The following is a 26626-nucleotide window of genomic DNA, read 5'->3' as shown; positions in this document are numbered from 1 at the left end:
AGTCAATGTCTGTCAAATCTTTTTTGCTGTATAGCACCATCATTGTAAGCCTTGCGGCCTGTTCGTCGGGGAAGAAGGAAACACTTCCGGTCGAAAGTCTGCCCATGGATCCGCTTAGCCTGGATAACCTGGATGCTTTTACCACACCGGGTAACAGCTGGCAAATAGCCGGTAATGTATACATGAATCGGCAGCAGCCGCACCAGCTGGAAGTAAAGGAGGGTAAAGGCATCCTGGTATTTAATGCAGCTGCTAACGGTGAGCTGCCTACGAAAATGACCCATGGGGATATAGACCTGGAGCTGGACTTCATGCTATCGCCGCAGGCAAATGCCGCCATTCTTTTTCAGGGTAAATATCCATTGCAGCTGCAGGATAGCTGGCTTAAAGACAGCGTTACTGCAGCAGATTGCGGAGGGGTAGCAGATAAAGCACCCTTGCTGAATGCCTGCAAGGCGCCTGGTTTGTGGCAGCACCTGGTGGTGAAGTTTAAAGCAGCGCGTACCGGTAATAATGGCACTACAGAAGCAGGTTTTGAATCTGTAATGCTGAACGGGCGTACCATTCAGCAGGATCCTGTATTGGGCATCACAGCGCAGGATACCTTGCGTAAACAGGTGCAAACGCCCGGTCCTCTGCGCTTTGTGGTGCATAATGGCCCTGTAGCGTTCCGCAACATCCGTTATAAAACCTATGGCGATGCACGTGCAAGTATAACCGGCCTGCATTACCGTGTATACAAAGGCGTATACAAGAACCATGATACGTTGAAGCTATTACTGCCCACCCGCTCAGGTAATACAGATTCACTCAGCTACCGCGTAGGCGATAAACGTGCGCAGCTGCTGCTGGAAGGTAAGCTGCAGCTGCCCACAGAAGGGCACTATGTATTCAGCATCCGCGCCGGCGGACCGGTGCGGCTGATGATCGATGGGAATGAAATTGCCAATAACGGCGGTACCCGCGACTTTGAACGCCCCTTTTACGGTGATACCTTGCTGAAAGGCGGTCCGCACGATTTCCAGCTAAGCTATGCAAATTATGATGAGAGCCTGGTGCTGTTATATGAAGGACCGCATATTCCTTTTACTGCGCTTACTACACCTGCATCTGAACGGCAGGTGGAGGTATCCCCGCAAATGGAATATCCTGTTAAAGCAAGCGCTGTTATTCAGCGCGGCTTCATGGAGCATGGCAATAAAGTGGATCCCTATAGCATGGCGGTAGGCGCGCCGGGCGGCATTAATTATGCGTATGATATGGTGAACTATAGTCCTTTACTGGCCTGGCACGGGCGCTATATTGATGTAGCGGAGATGTGGCATGAGCGTGGAGAAAAACAGCTGGCCCGGCCCTTAGGCGCTCCGCTGGAGCTGGCAGGCATTCCCTGTATTGCAGAATTATCCGCTAAGAATGCTGCCTGGCCGGATTCTATACGGGAAGACAGCAGCAGCTATACCAACCGCGGTTATAAAATATTACCCAATGACCTGCCGGTATTCTTTTACACGCTGCATCAATGGTCGGTGGAAGATTATCTGCATCCTCGTGCAGATGGAAAAGGGCTGGAAAGGGAAATCACCATCAACAGTCCTGCATCGGCTAACGGCAACGCATACTGGTTGATGGGTGGCGGCGGCCTGATAGAAAAACTGCCGGATGGCAGCTATGCGGTAGATGATAAGCACTACTACATTGAAACAAAGGATCAGCCGGAGATCGTGGAAAGCAAAGGGCAATACCGCCTGGTGCTGCCCTTACAGGCTGGTAAAACTATGAACATTCATTACTCCATTATCTGGTAAATAATATGAAGCGTCAATTGCATATAGCCTTTTTATCATTGTTATGCGGCCTCCCCTTTATGGCAAATGCGCAAACAGAAATGAAGGCAAAGGAAGGTAAGTATTATAGTATAACGGATGTGCCTATACCGGATAGCGTGGTGCTGGAAGTAGGCGGGCTGGCCTTTACGCCGGATGACAGGCTGGGCGTGTCCACCCGGCACGGGGAAATATGGCTGATCACAGACCCATACCAGAAGAAGTCTAAACAGCCGCAGTACAAACGTTTTGCATATGGCATGCATGAAACCCTGGGCCTGGCCTGGCACAACGGATCTTTCTATACCACACAGCGTTCAGAGCTCACGAAAGTAACCGACACTAACAACGACGGGAAAGCAGACCTGTTCCAGACGGTAGCCTCCTGGCCTTTGTCCGGCAACTACCATGAATATTCTTATGGCCCGCTGTTCCTGCCAAATGGTGATATGATCGTTACCCTGAACCTTTCCTGGATAGGGCGCGGTGCAAGCCTGGCTAAATGGCGTGGCTGGATGATGCGCATAAAACCGGATGGCACTATGCAGCCTTATGCTGCGGGCATGCGCTCTCCTGCAGGTTTTGGATTGTCGGAGAATGGAGATATATTTTTTGCGGAGAACCAGGGCGACTGGATAGGCTCCGGCCGCATCACGCAAATGGACTATGGCGATTTTGCCGGTCACCCTGCAGGCCTGCGCTGGTCCGGTGAATATGGATCGCCCATTAAGCTAAAACCGGAACAGTTCCCGGATTCAATAGGCATTCTGCACGACTTTGCTAAAAAAACGGAACACTTCAAAGAGCCCAGTGTATGGTTCCCGCACACGCTGATGGGTATTTCCACTTCAGAAGTATTAACCATTAATTCCGATGCTTTTGGTCCTTTTAAAGGCCAGGTGCTGGTAGGTGACCAGGGGCATAGCAAAGTAATGCGCGCTTTCCTGGAAAAGGTAAAGGGAAAATACCAGGGAGCCTCTTTCCCTTTCCTGGAGGGCTTTTCATCCGGTGTGCTGCGCATGGCCTGGGGAAGTGATCATTCCCTTTTTGTAGGCATGACCAGCCGCGGGTGGGCATCCACCGGCCCGGCATTGTTTGGTTTGCAACGGGTAAACTTTAAAGGAGCGACGCCTTTTGAAATAAAAGCCATGCGTGCCCAAAGCAATGGCTTTGAGCTGGAATTTACCCTGCCGGTAAATAAAAAACAGGCAGCAGATGCCAGCTTGTACAGCGTAACCGGTTTTACCTACGCTTATCATAAAACATATGGCAGCCCTATTATTAACCAGCAACCCTGCGCGGTAGTAAAAAGTGAAGTATCTGAAGATGGACGCCGGGTAAGGATCTATGTGGAAGGTTTGCGCGAAGGATATATTCATGAGCTGCATGTGAACGGCCTGCAATCACAATCAGGATTATCCCTGCTGCATAACGTTGGCTACTATACGTTAAATGCCATTCCAGCCGGCGTAGGTCCCAGCTGTGCAGTTACTACTAAAAGCCTGGCTGCCAGCGGCGCCAGTAATAAAGGCGCCTGCGGTACAGATCCCACCAAATGTGTAAGCGTGCAACCCGCCGGCTGGGCTAAGCCGGATATAACCTTACAGGTAGGCACCAAACCAGGTTTAAAGTTTGATGTAGCGGAGCTGGAAGTAACTGCCGGCAGCAAGGTAAAGCTGGTGTTTAATAATAATGACGATATGCTGCATAACCTGGTGATCACCGCTCCGGGTAAAGGAGATGCAGTAGGTAAGCTGGCCATGGAAATGGGTTTAAGCGGCTCACAGCTGGCCTATGTGCCGGGATCAAAAGATGTGTTGTACAATACCTGCCTGCTGCAGCCGGAAACCTCGCAGAGCATTTATTTTATAGCGCCTAAAACACCGGGTGATTACCCGTACGTATGCACCTTTCCCGGCCACTATGCGGTAATGAAGGGCATCCTGAAAGTAAAAGCGAAATAAGAAATAGAAGTAATCAAAAGAAACCAATGCAACGTTTTTTAAGTGTTTGTTTATGCCTGTGTGCAGTAATGAATGGATGGACGCAGCAAAAGACGCCTTTCCTGAAAGGCGGCCGTTTACAGCAATACGTAACATTCTTTAACCGGATAGACGATAAAAAGAATGTGGTGAATTATGTGCCGGATGAACAGGCTGCCACCTGGCTGCAGAGCAATATTCCTTTACTGGATTGCCCGGACAGCACCATTGAACAAACCTATTACTACCGCTGGTACAGCTTTCGCAAACACTTAAAGCAAACACCGGATGGTTTCATCTTTACAGAATTTATTGAACCGGTAAAACATGCCGGCAGGTATAATGCATTAAGCTGCGCCACAGGCCATCACATTTATGAAGGCCGCTGGCTGCGCGATACGCAGTACGTGGATCAATACATCCGTTACTGGCTGGAAAAAGACAAACACCAGCCTAAGCCACGTTTTCATCAGTTCAGCGGCTGGGCCGCCGATGCCGTTTATAATTACTACCTGGTTACCGGCGACCGCAATTTTGCCATCAGCATGCTGGATTCCCTGGATGCCGATTACCGTTTGTGGGAGCAGGAGAAATTATTGCCGGATGGTATGTTCTGGCAGTTTGATGTAAGAGATGGAATGGAAGAATCTATCAGCGGCTCCCGGAAAGAAAGGAATATACGCCCTACCATCAACAGCTATATGTATGGCAATGCCCGCGCACTGGCGCTGATAGCCGCTATGGCCGGGCGCGACAGCCTGCGTATCCGGTATACGAAATTGGCCGCGCAGTTAAAAGCAGCCGTGCAGGAAAAGTTATGGGATGATACAGCCGCTTTCTTCAAAGTACGTTTTGCAAAAGGCGGTTTATCCGGCGCAAGAGAGGAGATAGGTTTTATACCCTGGTATTTTAACCTGCCGGATGATAAGGCCACTTATGCAAAAGCCTGGCAGCAGCTCACTGACCCAAAAGGTTTTGATGCACCCTGGGGCATTACCACAGCAGAACAGCGGCACCCTGCTTTTCGTACACACGGTACCGGTGGTTGTGAGTGGGATGGCGCTATATGGCCCTTTGCCACTACGCAAACATTAAAAGCATTAGCCAACCTGTTAACAGACTACCGTAATCATGATGGAATGAATGCGCAGGTATATTACCGCGCATTGAAAACATACGCCCGCTCTCACCAGAAGAACGGACAACCTTATTTAGGCGAGTACCAGGATGAAAAGAACGGGTACTGGTTAAAAGGAGATGATCCGCGCAGCAGCTTTTACAACCACTCCGGTTTCTGCGACCTGGTGATCAGCGACCTGGTGGGACTGAAGCCCCGCAGTGATGAACAGCTGGAAATAGCACCGCTGATCCCTGCCGGAACCTGGGACTGGTTCTGCCTGGACCAGGTGCCTTATCATGGCCGCCTGCTCACCATCCTGTGGGATAGGACCGGGAAAAAATATAATAAAGGAAAGGGCTTTCAAATATTTGCAGACGGTGAAAAGATCTACAGCGGTAATAATCTTACCCGCGTCGTAACACCGCTGCCTGCAAAAAAGCAGGCGCTTACTTTGTGGTACAACAGCCCGGCCGCTAAATGGACCGCTGCATTGCCCATTGGTAACGGGCATCAGGGAGCTATGATCTACGGTGGTGTGAACACAGAGCACTTACAGTTTAACGAAGCTACCTTATGGACCGATGGCCCGCGGGAGCATGCCCGCATTGGCGCAGTACAGTACCTGCCACAGATCCGTGCACTGCTGGCAGCCGGTAAGCAAAAAGAAGCAGAGCAGCTGGCTGAAGAACATTTCCTGGGACAAAAAAGTGCCCCACCTGCCTCCCGCTACCAGGCAGCATACCAGCCTTTTGGCGACCTGCTGCTACACTTCAGGGACACCACTGCAGCAGTAACGGATTACCACCGGGAACTGGACCTGAACAGGGCCATTGCCCGCACCACCTATACTACCAACAACATTCATTATACCCGGGAATACCTGGCCAGCGCGCCGCAAAAGGCGATAGCAGTACATTTAACAGCAGACAGGCCAGGCAGTATCAGCTTCACTGCAGCAATAAAAACATCACACAAAACTTACAGCATCCGCAAGGTGAATGACAGCACACTGGCGCTTTCCCTGCAGGTAAAGGACGGTGTACTAAAGGGCGAAAGCTGGCTAAAGCTAAGCGCACATAAAGGACGTGTAACCGTTGGGGATAGTACCATTACTGTTGAGGATGCAGATGAAGCCACGCTGTACCTCACCGCTGCCACCAGCTACAAAAGCTACAAGGATGTAAGCGGCAACCCTGCTGCACTTTGCGCGCAGGTAACAGCTAAGCTGAAAGGTCTTTCTTACACCGGCATTAAAGCAGCGCATATCAAAGATTACCAGCAATACTTTAACAAACTGGATCTTAACCTGGGCGAGGGGCAAACACAGCTGCCTACAGATCAGCGCATCCGCCAATTTACACCGGCTACCGATCCGGCGCTGGCCGCATTGTACGTACAATATGCCCGTTACCTGATGATCGCAGCATCGCGCCCGGGTGGGCAGCCCATGAACCTGCAGGGCATCTGGAACGATCAGCTAACGCCGCCCTGGGACAGCAAATACACCACCAATATTAACTTTGAAATGAACTACTGGCCGGCAGAGGTCTGGAATCTTTCAGCCTGCACAGCGCCTATGTTTAGTTTAATAGATGATGTAGCGCAAACCGGCCGCGTTACAGCAAAGGAGCAATATGGTGCTCCAGGTTGGGTATTACATCATAATACCGATCTGTGGCGGGCCACTGCGCCCATTAATGCAGCTAATCACGGCATATGGGTAACAGGAGCCGCCTGGCTCAGTCATCATTTATGGGAGCATTATTTATTTACAAAAGATCCTGTTTTCTTACAGCAAAAGGCGTATCCCATTATGAAAGCGGCGGCCAGCTTTTTTGTGAGCTTCCTGGTGAAAGACAGCACTACCGGCTGGTTGATCAGCACACCTTCCAATTCCCCGGAGAACGGCGGCCTGGTAGCTGGTCCTACAATGGATCACCAGCTGATCCGCGACCTATTTAAGAACTGCATAGATGCAGCGGCTATCCTGCATACGGATGCTGCTTTCAGCCAAACCCTGCAAACAAAATATAAACAGATAGCGCCTAACCAGATCGGTAAGTTCGGACAGCTGCAGGAGTGGTTGCAGGATGTAGATGATACTACCAGCCGTCACCGGCACGTATCCCATTTGTGGGGTGTGTTCCCCGGTAAGGATATTACCTGGGATCAGTCGCCGGAATTTATGAAAGCCGCGCGCCAGTCTTTATTATTCCGTGGTGATGGCGGTACCGGCTGGAGCCTTGCCTGGAAGGTGAACCTGTGGGCCAGGTTTAAAGATGGCAACCACGCATTGCTCCTCCTAAAAAACCTGCTAACGCCAGCTGAAGACCTGAACGGCGGCAAAGCACATGGCGGCTCATTCACCAACCTGTTTGATGCGCATCCGCCTTTCCAGATCGACGGTAACTTCGGCGGCGCTTCCGGCATTGCAGAAATGCTGGTACAAAGCCATATGGGATATATTGACCTGTTGCCCGCCCTGCCGGATGCCTGGCCAGCCGGCCATGTAAGCGGCATTTGTACCCGTGGTGGTTTTGTGCTGGATATGGGCTGGGAGCAAGGTAAGCTGCAACAGCTAACGGTAACGGCTACTGCGGGTGGCCCCTGTGAGCTGAAGTACGGTCAGCAATCGCTGAAGCTATCTACCCAAAAAGGAAAGAAGTACCGGCTACAGGTGAGAGATGACCGGTTGGAAGTAGTGAAGTAAGCAGAAAGCATAAAGCGTAAAGCATAAAGCTTAAGGCAGTAAACTAAAAGTGATGGTATAATAACGCAGGCTCCATTCAACAAAGCCCTGCAAAGCACCATACTTTTTAATTACCAGCCTTTCCAAATAAATACATTTAACCACGCTCTACCCAATTCGTAATTCGTAATTGACCAATTCGTAATTAAAAATGAAGTGTTTCTTCACATTGCTCACTCTCTCCTTTGCCCTCCTTCCGGCTGCTGGGTTCTCTCAAAAGGTTGCGCCTGAAGCCACCGAGGACTGGTCGCACCAGCCGCCGGTAGTAACCCCTGCGGATAAACGTCATGCGCCTTCAGATGCCATCGTGTTATTTTCCACTGCGCAGGACCTTAACAAATGGGAGCATCCGGACAGCAGCGCTGTAAAATGGGCAGTTAATGGCAATGAGCTCACCATTGTACCCAAAGCAAAAGATATCCGTACCAAACAGGCCTTTGGCAGCATACAGCTGCATATAGAATGGAAAACGCCTGATCCCGGAGAAAATAAAGGCCGCAATAACATGGGCAACAGTGGGGTGCTGTTCATGGGCCTGTATGAGCTGCAGATCTACGAAAGCTACCAGTACCGGGAACGTATATATTATAACGGCCAGGCCGGCAGCATTTACAAACAATATGCGCCCCTGGTAAATGCAAGCCTGCCGCCACAAACCTGGCAAACCTTTGATGTGGTGTTTGAAGCGCCGGAATTTAATGCCGATCAGTCTTTGAAAACACCCGCTTATATCACTGTTTTTCAGAACGGCATTCTTATACAGAACCATGTAGCCATTAAAGGTCCCATGGTATATGCCGGTTACCCCAAATATGTATACCATGCCGCTAAGCTGCCGCTGCTGCTGCAGGAACACGGCAGTAAGGTGAGCTTCCGCAACATATGGGTAAGGGAATTATGACAGTGTAGGATAGTTAGCTGGATATAATTTATTATATTCCGCTAACTCACCATACGTAATACCACGTGGAAGATCAACTTTGGGATGCCATAAGGGACAATGACAAAGAAGCCTTTACCATGTTGTACAAGGCTTACTACCAGCTGCTTTTTGCAGAAGGCTTCCGCACCTGTGGTAATAAAGACCTGGTGAAAGACTGTATTCATGAGCTCTTCCTCGAAATATGGTATAACCGCCACAAACTGCCGCCGGTACAGCATGTAGGCGCTTACCTCAAAACCTATCTCCGCAGGAAAATTCAGCGGGAAGCCGGCAAGCTGCAGCATTACGCTGTGGCCGATATGGAAACCCGCATTACCGAAACAGAACGCCCCTACGAAGAGCTGCTCATTCTCATGCAATCAAAAAAAGAAATGGCCGACAAAGTACGGGCCGCCATGCAGCAGCTCTCCCAGCGCCAGATAGAGATCATCCGCATGAAATTCTTTGAGAATAAGAGCTACGAAGAAATATCCGCCCTTACCACCACCACACCGCGTACCATTTATAACCAGGTATACGACTCCCTCAAGATCCTGCGTAAGTGTTTAAGAGTGGTGCTATTTTTCTAATTATCAGCCCGTTAAAAATTATTTTTAAATTTTTATAACAATTCCATAGTAAAAATGGAATGTTGGTTGCACTTATATATATACAAAGCCCCCGTATGGATTATACATTATATGCACCGGAAGACTTTGCGGCCAATGAATCCTACCTGCGGTACTATTTTAAATTAGACCCTGTAGATGTTTTTTTCTGGCAGAACTGGATCAGCAATCATCCGGAAAAGCTGGATGTGATCATGAGCGCCGATCAGCTCATTAGCTTTGCTGCCCTGCAGCTGCCGGAAGAGGAATACCAGCAGGAAATGGAACGCCTGCACCGCGCTATCAACACCCATGAAGGCGAAGCTCCGCAAGAGGAAGCGCCGCTGACAGCCACCAAACAGGGCCGCCTGATACGCCTGTTTGCGCTGGCCGTGATCACCATTGGGATTGTACTAACAGCAATACTGTTCCTTTATAATAAGGAGTATTACAGCAACAGGAACACCCGGCAGCTACTGGCCACCCAATACCTGCAGGAGAAAAAGAACAACGGCACACAGGCGTTAACCATACAGCTGGAAGATAGCAGCACCGTGATACTGGAAGCAGGCGCCAAACTCTTATACCCGCCGCATTTTAAAAGCGGTAAAAGGGAAGTATACCTGGAAGGGGAAGCCTTTTTTGATGTAAGCCATGATGCAGACCGCCCTTTTTATGTGTACTACAATAACCTGGTAACACATGTGCTGGGCACCAGCTTCCGTATAAAAACCAATCCGAAGAAACAGGTAGAGGTAACAGTGCACAGTGGTAAGGTAGAAGTGTATGAGCAGGTTACCGCTTCCCGCAAACGGGAACGTACCAACGTTAGCAATGGAGTGATCCTTACGCCAAACCAGAAAGTGATCTATTCGGAAGATAGCCGGCAGTTTGAAGCGTTGCTGGTAGAAGATCCACTACCCTTATTGCCGGTAATGCCGGCAGATAGTTTGCATAGCGCCGGTTCAGTGGCGGCAGCAGCCAGCTTTGTGTTTAACAGGGCGCCCTTACCGGAAGTGCTGCACACCTTTGAACAGGTATACGGTATAGAAATAGAAGTAGAGAATGAGCGTATTAATAACTGCCATTTCTCAGGAGATATATCTGATATGGATTTTAATGCCAGAATGGAAGTGATCTGCCAGGTATTACATGCAGCCTATGAGATCAGGGGTACAAAGATCATTATCAGGGGCAGCGGTTGCCCGGAGTAAACATGTATAGTCAGCAATAATAACGGTCAGCAAAAAAACAAGCCGGCAATGTGGCGCATTACCGGCTGTTAGTGTTGTCCGGATCCTTTTACTAAACGAACAAACAATTCCAAGTTATGAAAAATTAACCAAAATCAATTCCACCAGGCCAGCCGGTATTGTGGCGCAATACCGTTTAGCACGGCCTTAATTCCCGGATCCTTTTATTAAACAACAAATTTTTCATGTTATGAAATCTGGCGATTACTATTCATCGCGGGTCATTCATGTGCCGCAACACAGGCCATGGAAGGCCAAAATACTGCTTGTCATGAGGATAACAGTAATACAGCTGGCACTGGCAGGTATGTTTGCCTGCACCGTGTATGCCAGCAAAATATCCGCACAGGATGTATTGAACAAAAGAGTAACACTAACAGTACAGCCTACACAAATTTCCGGCATTATTGAGCTGCTGCAGCAGCAAACAGGTATCCGCTTCCTGTATAGCCCGGAGGTGATCCGGACAGACCGCAAGCTGTCGTTCTCCGTAAATAATGAGAAGCTGGGCGTACTGTTGGATAAAGTATTAAAACCAATGGACATTGGTTATAAGGTGATGGATGAGCGCATTTTATTGTATGCGCTGGATAAGGACAAGCTCATTGCCGTTGCAGCCTTCCAGGAAAAAGTGATCACCGGTACGGTAAGGGACGAACTGGGCCATCCCATACCCGGCGTAACGCTGGTGATAAAAGGCTCCACCAATGGTACCGTTACCGATCCCGAGGGCACCTTTAAATTACGTATAACCGGCAATAACCCAATGCTGCTGGTAAGCTTTATCGGCTATGAAACACAGGAGCTGTCGGTTGAAGGCAAAACTGCGGTAGATATACAACTGCGGCCGGCCTCCCAATCCCTGCAGGATGTAGTGGTAGTAGGTTATGGTAAGCAGGAGCGGCGTAATGTAACCGGCGCAGTATCCACCGTACGTGCAGAATCCATCAAGGACCTGCCGGTAACCAGCGTAGATCAGAAGCTGACCGGCCAGGTAGCCGGTGTGCAGGTAATGCAGGTAACGGGCACGCCTGGTGGAAGCCCGGTGGTACGTATCCGTGGCGCCGGTTCCATAGGCGCGGGTGATGATCCGCTGTACGTGATAGATGGATTTCCCATTACCACCAACTATAACAAATATTCAAACCCGCTCAGCCTTTTCAGCCCTAATGATATTGAATCCATCACGGTGCTGAAAGACGCCTCTGCAGCGGCCATCTACGGCTCCCGTGGCGCCAATGGCGTAATACTCATCACCACAAAAAAAGCAAAACCCGGTACCAGCCGCCTGGAAGTGGATCTGTATACCGGCATTCAGCAGGAGTATAAACGTAACCGTGTAAAGATGATGACGGCGCAGGAGTACGCACAGTGGCGTACAGAGCACCGGCAGGATATGGCCGCATTTACCGGGCAGCCTTTTGATCCGGCATCCGTACCAAAGGAATACCGTAACCCCGATTCATTAGGAGCCGGTACTAACTGGTACGATGCTATGACGCATGCAGCGCCTATTCAAAGCTATAATGTAACCTGGAGCAAAGGATCGGAGGATATCAGGGTGCTGCTTTCCGGCGGATACTTTAACCAGCAGGGCATTGTACGCAATACCGCTTTCCAGCGCTATACCTTCCGCGCAAATATTGAAGGCAACGTACGTAAGAATGTTACCATAGGCCTTAACTTTTCACCTACCTATAACATCCGCAACCTGCAGGAAACAGAAGGCCACTTTAACACCGCCATTCTTACACAGGGCTTGCTGAACAGCCCTTTGCCGCCTGTAAAGCAGCCGGATGGCAGCTTTACGCCGGTAATAGGATCCACAGATGCTTTTTCCAATGCCAACCCGGTGAATGTATTGGAGAACACTACCAACAAGGTGAACAGCGTGCGTGCGTTAACGAATGTGTATGTGAACTGGGAAATTATTCCGGGCCTGAATTTTAAAACCACCCTGAATGTTGATTACAGTAACGATAAGCAGAATATTTACGTGCCTTCCTTTGTGGGCAGCTTCCGCAGTCCGCCCCCACAGCCTGCAAGCGGCCAGTATAATACCGGCAGCGTGTTAAGCCTGCTGAATGAAAATACGCTTACATACGATAAGCAATGGAAGCAGCACAGCTTTTCCTTACTGGCCGGCTACACCGCGCAGCAGGAGCGGGGCGAGTTCGGCAACTTTACCGGCACACAATACCCGGATGATAATGTGCGCACATTAAATGCAGCAGCCGTGATAACCGGGCAAACCTCCGTACAGGAATGGCGGCAGCTTTCTTACCTGGGCCGTATTAACTATGGATTTAAAGACCGTTACCTGGCCAGCGTGGTATTCCGCCGCGATGGTTCTTCCCGTTTTGGTGAGAACAACCGCTGGGGTAACTTCCCCTCCGCATCACTGGGATGGCGGGTATCTGAAGAACCCTTTTTTCCTAAAACCCGTTTTATTGATGATCTGAAATTACGCGCCAGCCATGGTTTGGCAGGCAACAATAACATTGGTAACTATACCTATTTACCCGGTGTAGTAATTGACAACAACGGCAACTTCTTAAACAATACTAACTATGTGCTGGGCGGTGGCTTGGCCAGCGGTGTGCGTGTGAACGCACTGGCTAACCCCGACCTGGGCTGGGAATCATCCCGGCAAACAGATGTAGGTCTTGACCTGTCCCTGTTAAAAGGCCGCATTTATTTTATAGGTGAATACTATGTCCGCGATACAAAGAATATGCTGCAAACCATTGATGTACCCAGCGTATCCGGCTTTGAAAGCGGCATTGCCAACATTGGCGAAGTACGTAACCATGGCTGGGAATTTTCTGTAAGCACCCGCAATTTTATAAATGCCTTCCGCTGGAGCACGGATTTTAATGTAGCCTTTAACCGTAACCGCATTCAGAACCTGGGCAATAAATCAAGGATCATTTCCGGTAGTGAAAGCACGAATATTTCCTTAATTGGCCAGCCCATGGGCATGTTCTACGGCTATATTTTTGAAGGCATTTTCCAGAGCCAGGAAGAGGTAGATAAATCACCGCATCAAACCGGACAGGTACCGGGTACCGTGAAGTATAAAGATGTGAATGGAGATGGTAATATTACCAGCGCCGACAAAACCATTATGGGCAGCCCCTACCCTGATTTTACATGGGGGCTTACCAATAAGTTCAACTACGGCAATTTTGACCTGTCTATTCTCATTAACGGATCACAGGGCATTAAGGTGCTGGACCTGTACAAACGTTTTACCACTAACCTGGATGGGGTGTTTAATGTAGAAGAAGATGTAAAGAACCGCTGGCGTTCGCCACAGCAGCCGGGCAACGGGCAGCTGCCCACCACGGTGGCCAGCACACCGCTGGCGCGTGAGATCAACTCCCTGTGGGTAAAAGATGCATCGTACGTAGCGCTAAGGAATATTACCCTGGGCTACAGTTTTAAAATAAAAGCAGCCAATAATGTGCGGGTATACTTCAGCGCGCAGAATGCCTGGATCTTCTCTTCCTACAGGGGCAACCCGGAAGTGAATGTGAACGGCAGCAACTCCCTGGCGCCGGGCGTTAACTATACCGGTTACCCGGTACCAGCCACATTTACACTGGGCGCAAACCTGAAGTTATAGGATGTGATGGCTTACTAAAAACATGTAACATGAAACACACAAGATATTTATTGCTTATATGCCTGCTGCTTACTGCCTGCGGAAAAAGTTTTCTGGATATATCGCCGGAGCAGTTCCAGAAAGAAGGCAATTATTTTAAGACCGCCGACCAGTTTGTACAGGCCTTAAACGGCGCCTATGCGCCATTGCAGGGTTTATACACCGGCAGCCACTGGGTACTGGCGGAAATGCGTTCCGACAATACCTCTTACCAGAAGAATACCGGCGACGCTTCCGGTTTTGCACGCGAGGAGCTGGATGAGTTCCGCGAGCAGGATGATAACAGTTTTGTATACGCGTACTTTAACTATAGCTACAATGGCATTGCACGCTGTAACACTGTGCTGGACCACTTAAGCGGCGCCACCATAGACGCAACCATAAAAACACAGATCACCGGCCAGGCCAGCTTTCTGCGGGCTTTCTATTACTTTAACCTGGTACGCGCCTTTGGCGATATTCCATTGGTTACGCATGAAGTAACCTCCACCAGCGATGCCTTTAATGTAGCCGAACGTAAACCAGCTGCCGACATCTATACCCAGATCATAGCAGATGCGCAAACAGCTATCGCCAACCTGCCGGATGCATGGACAAATGCCAAGGATAAAGGCCGTGCAGTAAAAGCCAGCGCACAAACCCTGCTGGCAGAAGTATACCTTACGCAAAAACAATACAATAACGCAGTACCGTTGTTACGCGCTGTTATGCAATCGCCCAACGGATACACCCTGCTGCCGGATTATGCCAGCCTGTACACACTGGCTAATAAGAACAGTGTAGAATCCATCTTTGAGATCCAGTACATGGAAGGCAGCTCCAATGAGTTCAGCGATTTTATGTACCAGTTTGCGCCTTACAATGCAGGCACCAGCATTACCGGTTTTGGTTTGTATACAGGCTCCGGATCCGGCTGGAACATTCCCACCCAGGATATGCTGGATGCATATGAAGCAGGCGATAAACGTAAGGATGCATCCATCAGCCTTTCCTTTACGGATCCCAATACCAGTAAGATAGTACCTTATGTGATCAAGTATAAAACACCGCATGCCATCCGTTACCAAACGGCCAGCAATTTCCCGGTATACCGTTTTGCAGATGTGCTGCTGATGCTGGCGGAGTGTTTAAATGAAGCCGGTTTTGCAGCTAACGGGGAAGCATATACATTGTTGAACCAGGTGCGCCAGCGCGCAGGGCTGTTGCCCAAAACAAGCGGTAACGCCAACCCCGCGCTGAATGTAAGCACGCAGGAAGCCTTTCGCCAGGCTGTATGGCAGGAACGGAGGGTAGAGCTGGCCTTTGAAGATCACCGCTGGTTTGACCTGCTGCGCACCGGCCAGGGCACTGCTGTTATGCTGGCGCATGCAGCCAGGGAAAAGGCATTGAAAGCTTACCTGGTGCCTGCCGCCTATACCGGCATAAAGCTTATCTACCAGTACCCGCGCAGGGAAGTACAGCTGATGGATTAAATGATTATCCGCTTTTCTACACCAGCATAATTGCGATTGCCATCTGCTACGTCATTGCGAGGCGTAAAGCGAAGTTACTAAGCGTGGGCGCCGAAGCAATCTCCCGATGGCAGGAGATTGCTTTGGCCCTGCTCTCTGCTGGCCCTGGGGCGCGGCCACGCAATGACGTTGGTATAAGAAAGCGGATAATCATTATAATTTTACATTTTTTGAATAAACACGCGTATGAGATCCAGCATCATCTTAACCGGCCTTTTATCCGGTTTGTTACTATCACAACAGGCATTTGCACAACAACCCAATAACAACACCAATACACAACTTTCTGAAACAGCCTTTCAGCAGCCGCCTGCTGCTTACGGCATCCGCTGCTGGTGGTGGTGGCTGAATGGCAATGTAAGCAAACAGTCTATTACCCGTGACCTGGAAGCTATGAAGGCAAAGGGTTTCAGCGGAGCCTGTATCTTTGATGCAGGCGGGCAGGATCAGCGTGGAAATAGTAATGTGCCGGAAGGTCCCCTGTTTGGCTCACCCGCCTGGCAGGAGCTGTTCCGCTTTGCCGTACAGGAAGCCCACCGCTTGGGTTTGGTATTAAGCCTTAACATACAAAGCGGCTGGAACCTGGGCGCGCCGGATGTAAAACCGCAGGAAGCCGCCAAACGTTTAACCTGGTCGCAAACCATCATCAATGGTAATCAGAACTACGTACAGGCTTTACCGGTACCAGCAGCGCTGGACGGTTTTTATAAAGACATTGCAGTGCTGGCCTTCCCATACAAGGATACCACCGGCATACAACCTCTGCATAACCTGAGACAGAAAGCAGCTTTTGATGAAGTAGGCGGCTCCGCTACGGATACACGCTTTCTGCTGAATGAGGATACCACCAATAATAAGCTGGTACATGCACAGCACAGTGCCGTTATTAACCTTACGCAAAAAATGAATGCACAGGGTATCCTCAGCTGGAAAGCGCCTGCCGGCAAATGGGTGATCCTGAGATTTGGGTACACCCTCAATGGCGCAGAAATTTCTACCTCCAGCGGTAAATGGCAGGGCTTAGTAATTGATTACATGAGCCGGCAGCATTTTACCCGGTATTGGGATACACATGTACAACCGCTGCTGCAAAGCATTGGCAAGGATGCAGGTACTACCCTGCGTTACCTGCAAACAGACAGCTGGGAGCTGGGCGGCATTAACTGGACAGAAGATTTTCAGCAGGAATTCCGCAACCGCAGGGGATATGATCTGCTCCCTTACTTACCCATAGTGGCCGGTAAGCTCATTGACAGCCGCGAGGTGAGCAACCGTTTTTTAGCAGACCTGCGCAAAACCATCAGCGATTGTATAGCCGATAATCATTACAAGGTATTCCAGGAAAAAGCCGCCGCTTATGGCATGGGCATTCAGCCGGAAAGTGCCGGCCCGCACGCAGGCCCCTTTGATGGATTAAAGAATTTTGGGCACAGTGAAATTATGATGGGCGAGTTCTGGTCGCCCTCCGCACACCGCCCTTTGCCGGAAAGCCGCTTTTTTGTGAAACAGGCCGCCAGCGCAGCGCACATCTACAATAAGAACCTGGTAGGTGCAGAAGCCTTTACCACTATTGGCCATCACTGGGACGATATTATCTGGAAAGAAATGAAGCCCAGCTTTGACCATGAACTGTGTGCAGGCCTGAACCTTACTTTGCTGCATACCTTTACCAGCTCGCCGCCTGAAATGGGTTTGCCGGGGCAGGAATATTTTGCAGGCACGCACTTTAATCCCAACATAACCTGGTGGAAATATTCAGATGCCTTCTGGAGCTACATGGCCCGCGCGCAGTACATGATGCAGCAGGGCCGTTTTGTAGCCGATGTGCTCTATTATTATGGAGATCATGTGCCGAATATTGCACGGCTGAAAGAAGATGATCCCGCGGGCGCTTTACCCGGCTACGATTATGACGTGATCAATGAGGAGCGGTTAATGGCCTTACAGGTACAGCAAGGCTGGATCACGCTGCCCCATGGTATGCGTTACCGCGTGCTGGTATTGCCCAAACACCGTGTACTGTCACTGGCTGCGTTGCAAAAAATAGATCAGCTGGTAAGCGCCGGCGCCACGGTGATAGGCACGCGTACACAGCGAACGGTAAGCCTGGAAAAGTATGCTGCCTCCGGCAAAACATTACAACAGCTGGTAGCGCATTTATGGGGTACAGATAGTACGGCCAATCAGCAAGCGGGCAGCCGGGCAGTAGGTAAGGGTCGTATGGCCTGGGGCTACACAGCCGCAGAATGGCTGGCCTTACAGCACATAGCGGAAGACTGTCATTTTGAAGCCTCAGCTACGGATACATTTGGATATATCCATCACCGTTGGAATGAAGCGGATTATTATTTCATCAGCAGCCGGAAGCAAACACCTGTAAACGCTACTGTTAGCTTCCGGGTAAGCGGGCGCCAGCCTGAGTTCTGGGACCCGGTAAGCGGCCGCACCCAACCGGCAGTAGCGTATACACAGGCTGGGGGCGTTACTACAGTGCCGGTATCTTTTGCGCCTTATGGTTCCTGGTTTGTGGTGTTCCGCAAACCTGTACCGGTTACACAGCAAGGCACAGCAGCCACCAACTTCCCTGAGTTCAGGGTAACAGATACCCTGCAGGGCCCCTGGCAATTACATTTTGATGAACGCTGGGGCGGCCCGGCCTCCGTGGAGTTCCCATCCCTGACCAGCTGGACGGAAAGGCCGGAACCGGGCATCCGTTACTACTCCGGTAGCGTGGTATATCACAAGGAGTTTAATTATGATCCAAAGCAAAAGCACATTTACCTGAACCTGGGCGCGGTAAAAGATGTAGGCATCGCTGGAGTAAAGTTAAATGGAAAAGAGATCGGGGTATTGTGGGCGCCGCCTTATCGTATAGCCTTAAACGATATACAGCCGGGTAAGAATGTGCTGGAAGTAGAAGTGATCAACAGCTGGCGTAACCGCCTGGTGGGCGACCGTGGTGTGCCTGCGGAAAAGCGGTTCACCAAAACCAATATCACCATCCGCCCGGAATGGCAGCTGCTGGAATCCGGTTTATTAGGGCCGGTGGTGTTGGAAACGCAGGATCAGTAATGGAGCTGGGGACTGCGCAGCAGCAGGTTACGTACAATGCGCAGGGAGCGCGCCAGCTGGTGCTTAACGGTAGAGGGGCTGATGCCAAGCTGTAAGGCTACCTCCTTACGGTTCATGCCGTGAAAATAGGTGTACCGGAATACCTGTGCAGATGCGGGCGGCACCTGCTCAACCACCTGCAGCACGCGTTCCCAGAAATCACTGTTCTCGGCAGGCTGCAGAGGCAGCTCGGTAGCCTGCTGTAGCAGTACCTTTAATTTCTTCCGGCGCAAAGCCTCATCCCGCAGTCGGTTCAGGCAACGGTTCTTCATGGCGCAGTGTAAAAAACTTTTCAGTGAGATGGTTACGTTCGTGAATAATTGTTTCTCCCAGCAATCCATAAAAAAATCCTGCACAACATCATGCGCTTCCGTTTCATCTTCCAGCAGCGTATAGGCTATATAAACCATCCAGCGGCGGTACTGGCTAACGAGCTGCGTAAAAGCGGTAACATCACCAGCTTTCAGGCGGTTTAATAAGAGTTGATCATTCGGATTCATACTGCCGTAATTGGGTAAGATGAATAATCAAATGCAGCTAAATTCCGGACAAAGTGAACAGTAAGAAGGTATCAGTATAGGAGGCGTTCCTTGGAAATATACGGCGTACCTGCCCGGCCGGATCTTAGGCCGGTATATTTATAATTTACTAAAATGTCCTGTGATGGCTGCTTGAGAGGATGGTAGTGTTATTTATAGCGGGGCGTAATTATTCTGAGCATTATAAGCGCAACACCCCCGGAACGGTAGGGAAAATGACAATTATTTTTTCTTCCGGGGCTGCGTTTTTTCCAGGAAATTTTCCAGCGCATCCAGTTTCGCGGTCCAGAAAATACGGTACTTTTCAGTCCACTCCGCTACCTCCTGCAGTTTTTGCAGCTCCGCATAGCAATACCGTTCCCGGCCCTGTTGTTTGATCACCACCAGCCCGCATTCCGTGAGTATTTTAATATGTTTGGAAATAGCCGGCCGGCTGATATCAAAGTTCTCTGCTACCGCATTCAGGTTAAGGGCCTGCTGGGCCAGTAAGTGTATAATCTCCCTTCTCGTTGGATCCGCGATCGCCTGGAAAACATCCCGTCTCATGATAAATGTAATTAACCGGGGATGAAAATTTCCCCCGCCACAAAAATAATGAAACCTTTTGGTTACTGAAACATTATTACCAGGGGAGCAGTCTTTACAATGCTTTGCTGTAGCCGGATTGCCGTAGCGGCTTATAACAAATACCGGGTTAAAACAGGCCGGTTATAGGGGGGACTGTACCTGATCTGCCAGGGGTGCTTGTAAAAAGCATTGGCGGCCATGGCCGCCAATGTGCATTTGTGGCGCATGCCGGCATCACCCGGAATGCGCCGGAGGTACTTATTATTCCCTTGTAACGTACCTCAACCTTTAAGCAAACTATAACAGCAGTAATGCTGTATTAAGCAGTTTATCTGAAATGCAGGATACCCTGCGCGTCAAAGTAATAATCTACCCCGGTCATGTTCTTCACATCATCCATAAACTCCTGGATGGGTTTATGCTTATCCACCATACCGTTAAAGTGAATATCATGCCTCCGCAGGCTGCTGTCTATAACCGCTTTAATACCCATATGGCGGTACAGGATCAGGCAGATATCTGACAGGGAGGCCTTATCAAAGAAGTGCTTACCGGCTTTCCAGCTCAGCACCGTTTTTTCGTCAAAGGATTGTGTATATAAGCCTTCGGGCGGCGTGTACACCGCTTCCATACCGGGTTTTACCACCACGGCTGCGCCATGGGTGTTCATTTTAACAGACCCGCTTACCAGCGACAGGCGCACCTGCTTTGGGTTGTAGGCATTAATATTAAATGCCGTGCCCAATACCTGCACCGTGCTGTTAGGTGTGTGTACAATAAAAGGCTGGCCGGCATCAGGGGCCACCTCTATAAACGCCTCCCCGCTCAGCAGGGTAATTTCCCGGCTGCTGCCGTTAAAACTAAAGGGAAATTGCAGGCGGGTGTCGGCATTCAGCCATACAGCTGTACCATCAGACAGGGTAACCCTGTACGATTTGGCTACCGGCACTATCAGCGTGTGCTGCCCGCCATATACAGAAAAATTATCCGGGCTGCTAAAGGTGAGCTGGTCTGCCGCGTTGTGCAGCTGCACATCGCCCAGGCGAATGTTGGTGGTTTTGTCAGACAGCAGCACAGTTTTACTGTCGGCCAGCTGTAATACTACTGCCTGCGGGGATTCGCCGGCAGTAACAGCAGCTAAGGGTGGGGTTGTTTTACGGTTCGTTAAAAAGTACAGCCCTGCGCTGCTTACCAGCAGGCCAGCCAGCACAGCTGCCACGGTATATTTACCAAAGCGGTGCTGGTGGGTGGTGCGTGGCCGGGTTTTGATCACGCTTAAAATATCGATCCAGTCCTCATCCTCCTTTAAACGTTCAAGATCTTCATGACCAAAGCTGATCTGTATTGCGTGGAATGCTTCCTGCATGGATTCATCTTCCCGGAGCTGCGCTTCCAGGTAATGCAGGTCTTTCGTGGAGATCACGCCGGCAACTTTCTCAAACATCAGTTGCCATAGGTGTTCGTTCTGTTGTTGTGTGTGTGTCAAGGCTACAATGTTGTTTCGTTGGCAGTCATACAAATAATGACATGGTCGAAGTAGAAGTAATAATGTTACTACCGGTCAATAAAATGGCATATTGTTGATCTATTCCCGAAGATTTATCAGGGGTACATGTTTATCTGTATACCCTGTTTTTTGCAACGCTCTGTAAGGGTTTTGAAAAGAAAAGTCCTTAACGGAACGCGAACATCCTTAAATAAATTTTTATCCCAGCATTCTATAAAAAAGTCTTCCACCAGGGTTTTGGCTTCAGCTTCATCGGTGAGATAAGTAGTAGCTACCACCAGCAGCCATACACGGTATTGACGATAGGCATCGTTCAACGCATTTGGGTCGCCCGTTCTGAGTCTGCGTAATAATTGTTTGTCATTGTGTTGCTCCACTTTTCGTTTCATACACTAGATTTGGTTTTTCTGTTCATAACGTTGGCCCGTAGCCGGTATATGATTCCCGATGTCTACGATACAATAGCCGGAACCAGGCAACAATTCTAAGGAAGAGCATCTAACTTTCAGGGCAAGGTTCGTAATTCTTATGACAAGCAGTTGTGCCTAACTTATACCAACTAAAAGTACAGAAAATATTATTTGACCGTTGTTAACGTAAATAATTTTTTTTGTGAATGACTGTAGCCGTAATTCTGTAGAACAGGCGGGCATGATCATGTACAACTAACACGGTACCAGGGCGGATTGCAGGAATAAGCAATTACCGGATAAATATATGGTGGCCGCTTTACCACCATCAGGTAAAAAGCCCTGCAGTGAAAATATCGTGTAGGCTATGCTGTTATAGATCCGTCCTCCCGCCATTGCCCGATCCGGTTCAGATTTTTTCGTATCCCGTAAATATTTTTCCCGATCCCGTAAACACTTTAGCCGCTTTAATCGCAATTTTGCCAGGTAATCTGATAAGTGACAAAGGCATTAACAAATGGGGACCACTGCTGTAAGGCAAACGTTTTTATATGTTAAATACCTATAATAAGGCGTGTTAGGCCGCCGGCTTTACCATATGGGAACTAAGAAAAAGGATCTGAAGTACTGGATAGGGAAAATACATCTTTGGCTGGGGCTTACCTCCGGCCTGATAGTTTTATTCCTGGGCCTTACCGGCTGTATACTGGCTTTTCAGCACGAAATTGAAAGTGTAACTACCCCTTACCGTTATATTAAAAATGAGCAGCGCCCTTTTCTGCCTCCTTCTGTATTAAAGGCCGCCGCAGAAAAGGCCCTGCCCGGCAAGCACCCGCACAGCGTAAGCTTTTTTCCCAAAGACCGGGCCGCTGAAGTGGCCTTTTATGCGGCAGATCCCGAATATTATTACATCGTATACTTTAATCCCTATAGCGGGCAGGTGCTGAAGGTAAAGGATATGAACCGCGATTTTTTCCGGATCGTGATCATGGGCCATTACTATTTATGGCTGCCGCCTGCCATTGGCCAGCCCATTGTAGCCAGCGCCACCCTTATTTTCGTGATCATGCTTATTACCGGCCTGGTGCTGTGGTGGCCTAAGAACCGGGCTGCCAGCAAACAGCGTTTTTCCATAAAATGGAATGCCCGCTGGCGGCGGGTGAACTATGACCTACATAATGTGCTGGGCTTCTATATTAGCTGGGTGATCATTTTTATAGCCCTTACCGGTTTGGTGATGGGTTTTCAGTGGTTTGCCAAAACCGTGTACTGGACAAGCTCCGGCGGTAAAAGCCTGGTGCAATATTACGAGCCCTTCTCTAAAAAGAACACCGCTGCACTGGCCGCTGCCACCCCGGTTACAGACCGGCTCTGGGAAAAAATGAAGGCAGATTATCCTAAAGCGCAGATCATAGAAGTGCACTACCCGGAAAGCGATACCGCCGCCATTTCTGCCGTAGCCAACCCGGATATGGATACTTACTGGAAGCAGGATATTCTCTATTTTGATCAATACACCCTTCAGGAAATACCGGTTACCCACTCCTACAACCGTTTTGCCAAAGCATCTGCTGCAGATAAGCTGGCCCGTATGAACTATGATATTCACGTAGGCGCCGTACTGGGCCTGCCCGGCAAGATCATGGCTTTCTGTGCCAGCCTTATAGCCGCCAGCCTGCCCGTTACCGGCGTTTACATCTGGTGGGGCCGCAGGCATAAGAAAAGCAAGGCCAAACCCGTGGCCGCCAAACAGGCGGTAATGGCGTAACCGTGTGCCACACCTCAAGGTGGGGCACACACAAGCTCCGCACCTCCCGTTCAGATTCGAACACTCTACTGCCTTAAAACCGGACACTTCCCCTTACGCATACATCACAATCATCTGGGAATCAATCTCTACATAATCCAGCACTCCCTTTGTGTGCCCCTATATGCTTAATTCCCGGGTATGTTTAAAAACTATCTTAAAACCGCCTGGCGCAATATGTGGCGCAATAAGGTGTTTTCCATTATTAACGTAGCTGGTTTGGCCATTGGCCTGGCTTGCTGCATGTTCATTTTATTGTATGTGCAGGATCAGTTCAGCTATGACCGGCAGCACCGGCGCCCCCAGGACCTATACCGCCTGGGTACTATAAGCATTGGCCGGGAAGGGGCTATTCCCAATGCTGTGAGCGCCGCGCCCATTGCGGCCGCCCTGCAGCTGGAATTTCCGGAAGTGGAGCAGGCAGCCCGTTTGTTTGTACCCTATAATGAGGATAAGAGTTTGTTGCAGTATTATGAAGGCGGCGCCCTGGTGAAGTCATTTTATCAAAGCCATGGTTATATGGCCGATGCGCCTTTTTTCCGCATCTTCAACTATCATTTTACAGAAGGCGACCCCTATAATGCCCTGCAGGAGCCCAATACCGTAGTGATCTCTAATGAAATGGCCCTGAAATTATTCGGTACTGGGCCTGCATTAAATAAGATCATCCGCATCAATAACAGCAACGGGCAGATTGATTACCGCATTACCGGCGTGTTTACCCCCACCGGCAAATCGCATATTGACGGTACCTTTTTTATGTCGCTGCAAAGCGGGGGCATGGGCGAGTTTGCACGTACCACCACAGACTTTGCTGTTAACAATATCTTCTATACCTATCTCCGGCTTAAACCCGGCGCCCGTGCGGAGGTGCTGGAAAGTAAATTCCCCGCCTTTATAGAAAAATATGAGCGCAAATGGCTGAAAGCAGCCGGGTTCGATAAAAAACATTTCCTGCAGCCGGTAACGGCTATTCACCTGCACTCCCACCTGGATGCGGAGTTTGCCCGCAATGGCAGCATTACCTATGTATACATGCTCATCCTGATCGCGGTATTCATACTGGTGATTGCCTGTATTAATTTCATGAACCTTTCCACTGCCCGCAGCAGCAAACGCGCGGTGGAAGTGGGTATTCGCAAGGCCATTGGCGCCGGTAACGGCTCGCTGGTACAGCAATTCATAGGCGAATCGGTGCTGGCCAGCGTGATTGCATTAGTGCTGGCCGTTATTTTACTGGCCGCTCTGTTGCCCTTGTTCAATGATATTTCCGGAAGCGCCATCACCTTAAATGTGCTGGCCAATCCTTTGTACATTACCGCTTTTGTGATACTTACGCTGGTGGCGGGTTTGCTGGCCGGCAGCTATCCGGCTTTCTACCTTTCCGCCTTTCGCCCGGTGCAGGTATTAAAGGGCCGGCTAAAGAACAGTTTTGCCGCAGTGTTCGTACGCAAGGGGCTGGTGGTTTTCCAGTTTGCCATTGCCATTTGCCTCATCCTGGCCTCCATCATCATTTTGCAGCAAATGCGGTACATGCAGCACCAGCAGCTGGGTTTCCAGCAATCGCAGCAAGTAGTGATACCCCTGAGAACAGCGCATGCCAAAAAGATGTATGAAGTTTTTAAAACAGAGGTCAAAAAAAGCAGCTTTGTAGCAGAGGCCTCCGGCTGCGATACTTACCCGGGCACCTCCGTACTTTCTGATAAAAGTTTCTATACAGAAGGTAAATCGTCCAAAGAAGGAGTAAGCATCCGCTCCAACTGGGTAGACTATGATTATGCCGCCACTTTGCGGATCCCCTTGCTGGCCGGCCGCTTTTTCTCCAACGGATTTGCAGCAGATACTGCCGGTTTTAACAAGATCGTATTAAATGAAAAAGCCGTCAGGGAGCTGGGTTACCAGCCGGCAGAAGCTATTGGCAAACGCATTTTCTTTGACTGGCAGGACCGCAAGTATACCTACGAGATCATTGGCGTAACGAAGAACTTTCACTTTGAAGGCTTGCAGGAACCCATTAAATCTTACAGCTTTGAAATGCAGCAGGGGCAGTATAACTACCTGATGGTGCACCTCAATACAAAGCAGCTGCAAAGCGCCCTGCAATCTCTGGCCGCTACCTGGAAAACCCTTAACAGCGAAGAGCCTTTTGAATATTACTTTTTAGACCGGCAGTTCCAGCATAATTATGAAATGGAGCGGCGTACCGGTACTATCATTACCATTTTCACCATTATGGCCGTATTTATTTCCTGCCTGGGACTGTACGGCCTGGCCCTGTTCACGGCAGAGCAAAAGGTGAAAGAGATCGGCATCCGTAAAGTGCTGGGCGCCTCAGTAAGCCAGGTAGTAACCTTATTATCCAGAGAATTTTTGCAGCTGGTAATTATAGCAGCGCTCATAGCCGCTCCCATTGCGGGTTGGGGCATGCAGCAATGGCTGCAGCATTTTGCCTACCGTATCAGCATCCAATGGTGGGTATTTGCCATAGCCGCCTTACTGGCATTATTAATTGCCTTTTTTACCATCAGCTTCCAGGCGGTAAAAGCCGCAGTAGCCAACCCGGTAAAGAGTTTGAAAACGGAATAACATAAAAGATATCCTTTAAGAAGGGAACAGGCTGTATCATATACTGATACAGCCTGTTTTTATTTGGGTACCCCGTGGAATAAACCAGGTATCCATTACTACTTGCATTCTGTATTGATTCAGAATTGACTTTACATGTTGGGGGTTAATTAAGGATTAATTAAATTACTAACATGAAAGGAAAATCATTAGGACCACCTCCTATCTACGCCGAGACCTTGAAAATCAGCGTTGCCCGGGAATATCTATCGACAGATCAAAGCTATGGGGAGTTGGCAAAGAAGTACGGCCTTAAAAACAGAGAGGTCGTTAGGAGTATGGTGTCCTGGTACGAAAGGCATTACAGCCAGGATCAGCTGCCAGTAGTTAAAAAAGATCCAGCAGTTGGCTCACCGGACCTAAAAGCAGGAGCCTCCAATACAGATAAGGAAAAACAATTAAAGGAAGCCCTTTTAAAAGTAGAA

16 protein-coding genes are annotated in these 26626 nt (G+C 49.5%); 12 read left to right on the top strand and 4 right to left on the bottom strand.

Annotated elements, in window-relative coordinates; all coding sequences use genetic code 11:
• The first annotated feature begins 5 nt into the window (after nucleotides 1-5).
• The 9 genes from BMZ54_RS30030 to BMZ54_RS29990 all read left to right on the top strand — a co-directional run bounded on the left by BMZ54_RS30030 (nucleotide 6) and on the right by BMZ54_RS29990 (nucleotide 18707).
• Nucleotides 6-1805, top strand: coding sequence for a 3-keto-alpha-glucoside-1,2-lyase-like domain-containing protein (locus BMZ54_RS30030; RefSeq protein ID WP_089920562.1), 1800 nt, complete (start codon nucleotides 6-8; stop codon nucleotides 1803-1805).
• Nucleotides 1806-1810: 5 nt separating this feature from the next.
• Nucleotides 1811-3787: a plastocyanin/azurin family copper-binding protein gene (locus tag BMZ54_RS30025; RefSeq protein ID WP_089920560.1), complete on the top strand. Its 1977-nt coding sequence runs from the start codon at nucleotides 1811-1813 to the stop codon at nucleotides 3785-3787.
• Nucleotides 3788-3813: 26 nt separating this feature from the next.
• Nucleotides 3814-7635 carry a glycosyl hydrolase family 95 catalytic domain-containing protein gene (locus tag BMZ54_RS33410; protein WP_238386729.1) on the top strand — a complete coding sequence of 1274 codons (3822 nt, stop codon included), beginning with the start codon at nucleotides 3814-3816 and terminating at the stop codon, nucleotides 7633-7635.
• 190 nt (nucleotides 7636-7825) lie between these two features.
• Nucleotides 7826-8575 carry a 3-keto-disaccharide hydrolase gene (locus BMZ54_RS30015; RefSeq protein ID WP_089920558.1) on the top strand — a complete coding sequence of 250 codons (750 nt, stop codon included), beginning with the start codon at nucleotides 7826-7828 and terminating at the stop codon, nucleotides 8573-8575.
• Between the two features lie 65 nt (nucleotides 8576-8640).
• A complete protein-coding gene (locus BMZ54_RS30010; protein ID WP_089920556.1) occupies nucleotides 8641-9186 on the top strand; it encodes an RNA polymerase sigma factor in 546 nt (181 codons plus the stop codon).
• Between the two features lie 95 nt (nucleotides 9187-9281).
• Nucleotides 9282-10418 carry a FecR family protein gene (locus tag BMZ54_RS30005; protein WP_162277707.1) on the top strand — a complete coding sequence of 379 codons (1137 nt, stop codon included), beginning with the start codon at nucleotides 9282-9284 and terminating at the stop codon, nucleotides 10416-10418.
• Between the two features lie 310 nt (nucleotides 10419-10728).
• Entirely contained in the window at nucleotides 10729-14085 is a 3357-nt protein-coding gene (locus tag BMZ54_RS30000; RefSeq protein WP_162277706.1) for a SusC/RagA family TonB-linked outer membrane protein, read from the top strand.
• Nucleotides 14086-14114: 29 nt separating this feature from the next.
• Nucleotides 14115-15596, top strand: coding sequence for a RagB/SusD family nutrient uptake outer membrane protein (locus tag BMZ54_RS29995; protein ID WP_089920550.1), 1482 nt, complete (start codon nucleotides 14115-14117; stop codon nucleotides 15594-15596).
• 225 nt (nucleotides 15597-15821) lie between these two features.
• Nucleotides 15822-18707, top strand: coding sequence for a glycosyl hydrolase (locus BMZ54_RS29990; protein ID WP_089920548.1), 2886 nt, complete (start codon nucleotides 15822-15824; stop codon nucleotides 18705-18707).
• Here the strand turns inward: BMZ54_RS29990 and BMZ54_RS29985 are convergent.
• The 4 genes from BMZ54_RS29985 to BMZ54_RS29970 all read right to left on the bottom strand — a co-directional run bounded on the left by BMZ54_RS29985 (nucleotide 18701) and on the right by BMZ54_RS29970 (nucleotide 21748).
• Entirely contained in the window at nucleotides 18701-19246 is a 546-nt protein-coding gene (locus BMZ54_RS29985; protein WP_089920546.1) for an RNA polymerase sigma factor, read from the bottom strand. The two genes, BMZ54_RS29990 and BMZ54_RS29985, sit on opposite strands and share 7 nt — an antisense overlap.
• A gap of 261 nt (nucleotides 19247-19507) precedes the next feature.
• Entirely contained in the window at nucleotides 19508-19831 is a 324-nt protein-coding gene (locus tag BMZ54_RS29980; protein ID WP_089920544.1) for an ArsR/SmtB family transcription factor, read from the bottom strand.
• 349 nt (nucleotides 19832-20180) lie between these two features.
• Nucleotides 20181-21296, bottom strand: a complete 1116-nt coding sequence (locus tag BMZ54_RS29975; RefSeq protein WP_089920542.1) for a FecR family protein — start codon at nucleotides 21294-21296, stop codon at nucleotides 20181-20183.
• A gap of 158 nt (nucleotides 21297-21454) precedes the next feature.
• On the bottom strand, nucleotides 21455-21748 hold the full coding sequence (locus tag BMZ54_RS29970) for an RNA polymerase sigma factor (RefSeq protein ID WP_089920540.1): 294 nt from the start codon (nucleotides 21746-21748) through the stop codon (nucleotides 21455-21457).
• 619 nt (nucleotides 21749-22367) lie between these two features.
• On the opposite strand from BMZ54_RS29970, the gene BMZ54_RS29965 reads away from it, so the two are divergent.
• From BMZ54_RS29965 to BMZ54_RS32830, 3 genes are all read left to right on the top strand, one after another.
• Entirely contained in the window at nucleotides 22368-23537 is a 1170-nt protein-coding gene (locus tag BMZ54_RS29965; RefSeq protein WP_089920873.1) for a PepSY-associated TM helix domain-containing protein, read from the top strand.
• Between the two features lie 180 nt (nucleotides 23538-23717).
• Entirely contained in the window at nucleotides 23718-26162 is a 2445-nt protein-coding gene (locus tag BMZ54_RS29960) for an ABC transporter permease (RefSeq protein ID WP_089920538.1), read from the top strand.
• A 173-nt stretch (nucleotides 26163-26335) separates the two neighbouring features.
• A partial coding sequence (locus BMZ54_RS32830; RefSeq protein WP_143081183.1) for a transposase occupies nucleotides 26336-26626 on the top strand: 291 nt, incomplete at its 3' end.

It is taken from the genome of Chitinophaga rupis (assembly GCF_900109685.1).
GTDB classification, from domain to species: Bacteria; Bacteroidota; Bacteroidia; order Chitinophagales; family Chitinophagaceae; genus Chitinophaga; species Chitinophaga rupis.
Note: the sequence above shows the minus strand (reverse complement) of the source record. Positions and strands in the feature narration are given on the sequence as shown.

What these genes read in the sequence shown, in the direction of transcription:
- BMZ54_RS29960 (WP_089920538.1), top strand. Translation starts at nt 23,718, where the DNA reads ATGTTTAAAAACTATCTTAAAACCGCCTGGCGCAATATGTGGCGCAAT.
- BMZ54_RS30015 (WP_089920558.1), top strand. Translation starts at nt 7,826, where the DNA reads ATGAAGTGTTTCTTCACATTGCTCACTCTCTCCTTTGCCCTCCTTCCG.
- BMZ54_RS29970 (WP_089920540.1), bottom strand. Translation starts at nt 21,748, where the DNA reads ATGAAACGAAAAGTGGAGCAACACAATGACAAACAATTATTACGCAGA.
- BMZ54_RS30030 (WP_089920562.1), top strand. Translation starts at nt 6, where the DNA reads ATGTCTGTCAAATCTTTTTTGCTGTATAGCACCATCATTGTAAGCCTT.
- BMZ54_RS29980 (WP_089920544.1), bottom strand. Translation starts at nt 19,831, where the DNA reads ATGAGACGGGATGTTTTCCAGGCGATCGCGGATCCAACGAGAAGGGAG.
- BMZ54_RS30000 (WP_162277706.1), top strand. Translation starts at nt 10,729, where the DNA reads ATGAGGATAACAGTAATACAGCTGGCACTGGCAGGTATGTTTGCCTGC.
- BMZ54_RS30005 (WP_162277707.1), top strand. Translation starts at nt 9,282, where the DNA reads ATGGATTATACATTATATGCACCGGAAGACTTTGCGGCCAATGAATCC.
- BMZ54_RS29990 (WP_089920548.1), top strand. Translation starts at nt 15,822, where the DNA reads ATGAGATCCAGCATCATCTTAACCGGCCTTTTATCCGGTTTGTTACTA.
- BMZ54_RS29965 (WP_089920873.1), top strand. Translation starts at nt 22,368, where the DNA reads ATGGGAACTAAGAAAAAGGATCTGAAGTACTGGATAGGGAAAATACAT.
- BMZ54_RS33410 (WP_238386729.1), top strand. Translation starts at nt 3,814, where the DNA reads ATGCAACGTTTTTTAAGTGTTTGTTTATGCCTGTGTGCAGTAATGAAT.
- BMZ54_RS29995 (WP_089920550.1), top strand. Translation starts at nt 14,115, where the DNA reads ATGAAACACACAAGATATTTATTGCTTATATGCCTGCTGCTTACTGCC.
- BMZ54_RS29985 (WP_089920546.1), bottom strand. Translation starts at nt 19,246, where the DNA reads ATGAATCCGAATGATCAACTCTTATTAAACCGCCTGAAAGCTGGTGAT.
- BMZ54_RS30025 (WP_089920560.1), top strand. Translation starts at nt 1,811, where the DNA reads ATGAAGCGTCAATTGCATATAGCCTTTTTATCATTGTTATGCGGCCTC.
- BMZ54_RS29975 (WP_089920542.1), bottom strand. Translation starts at nt 21,296, where the DNA reads ATGTTTGAGAAAGTTGCCGGCGTGATCTCCACGAAAGACCTGCATTAC.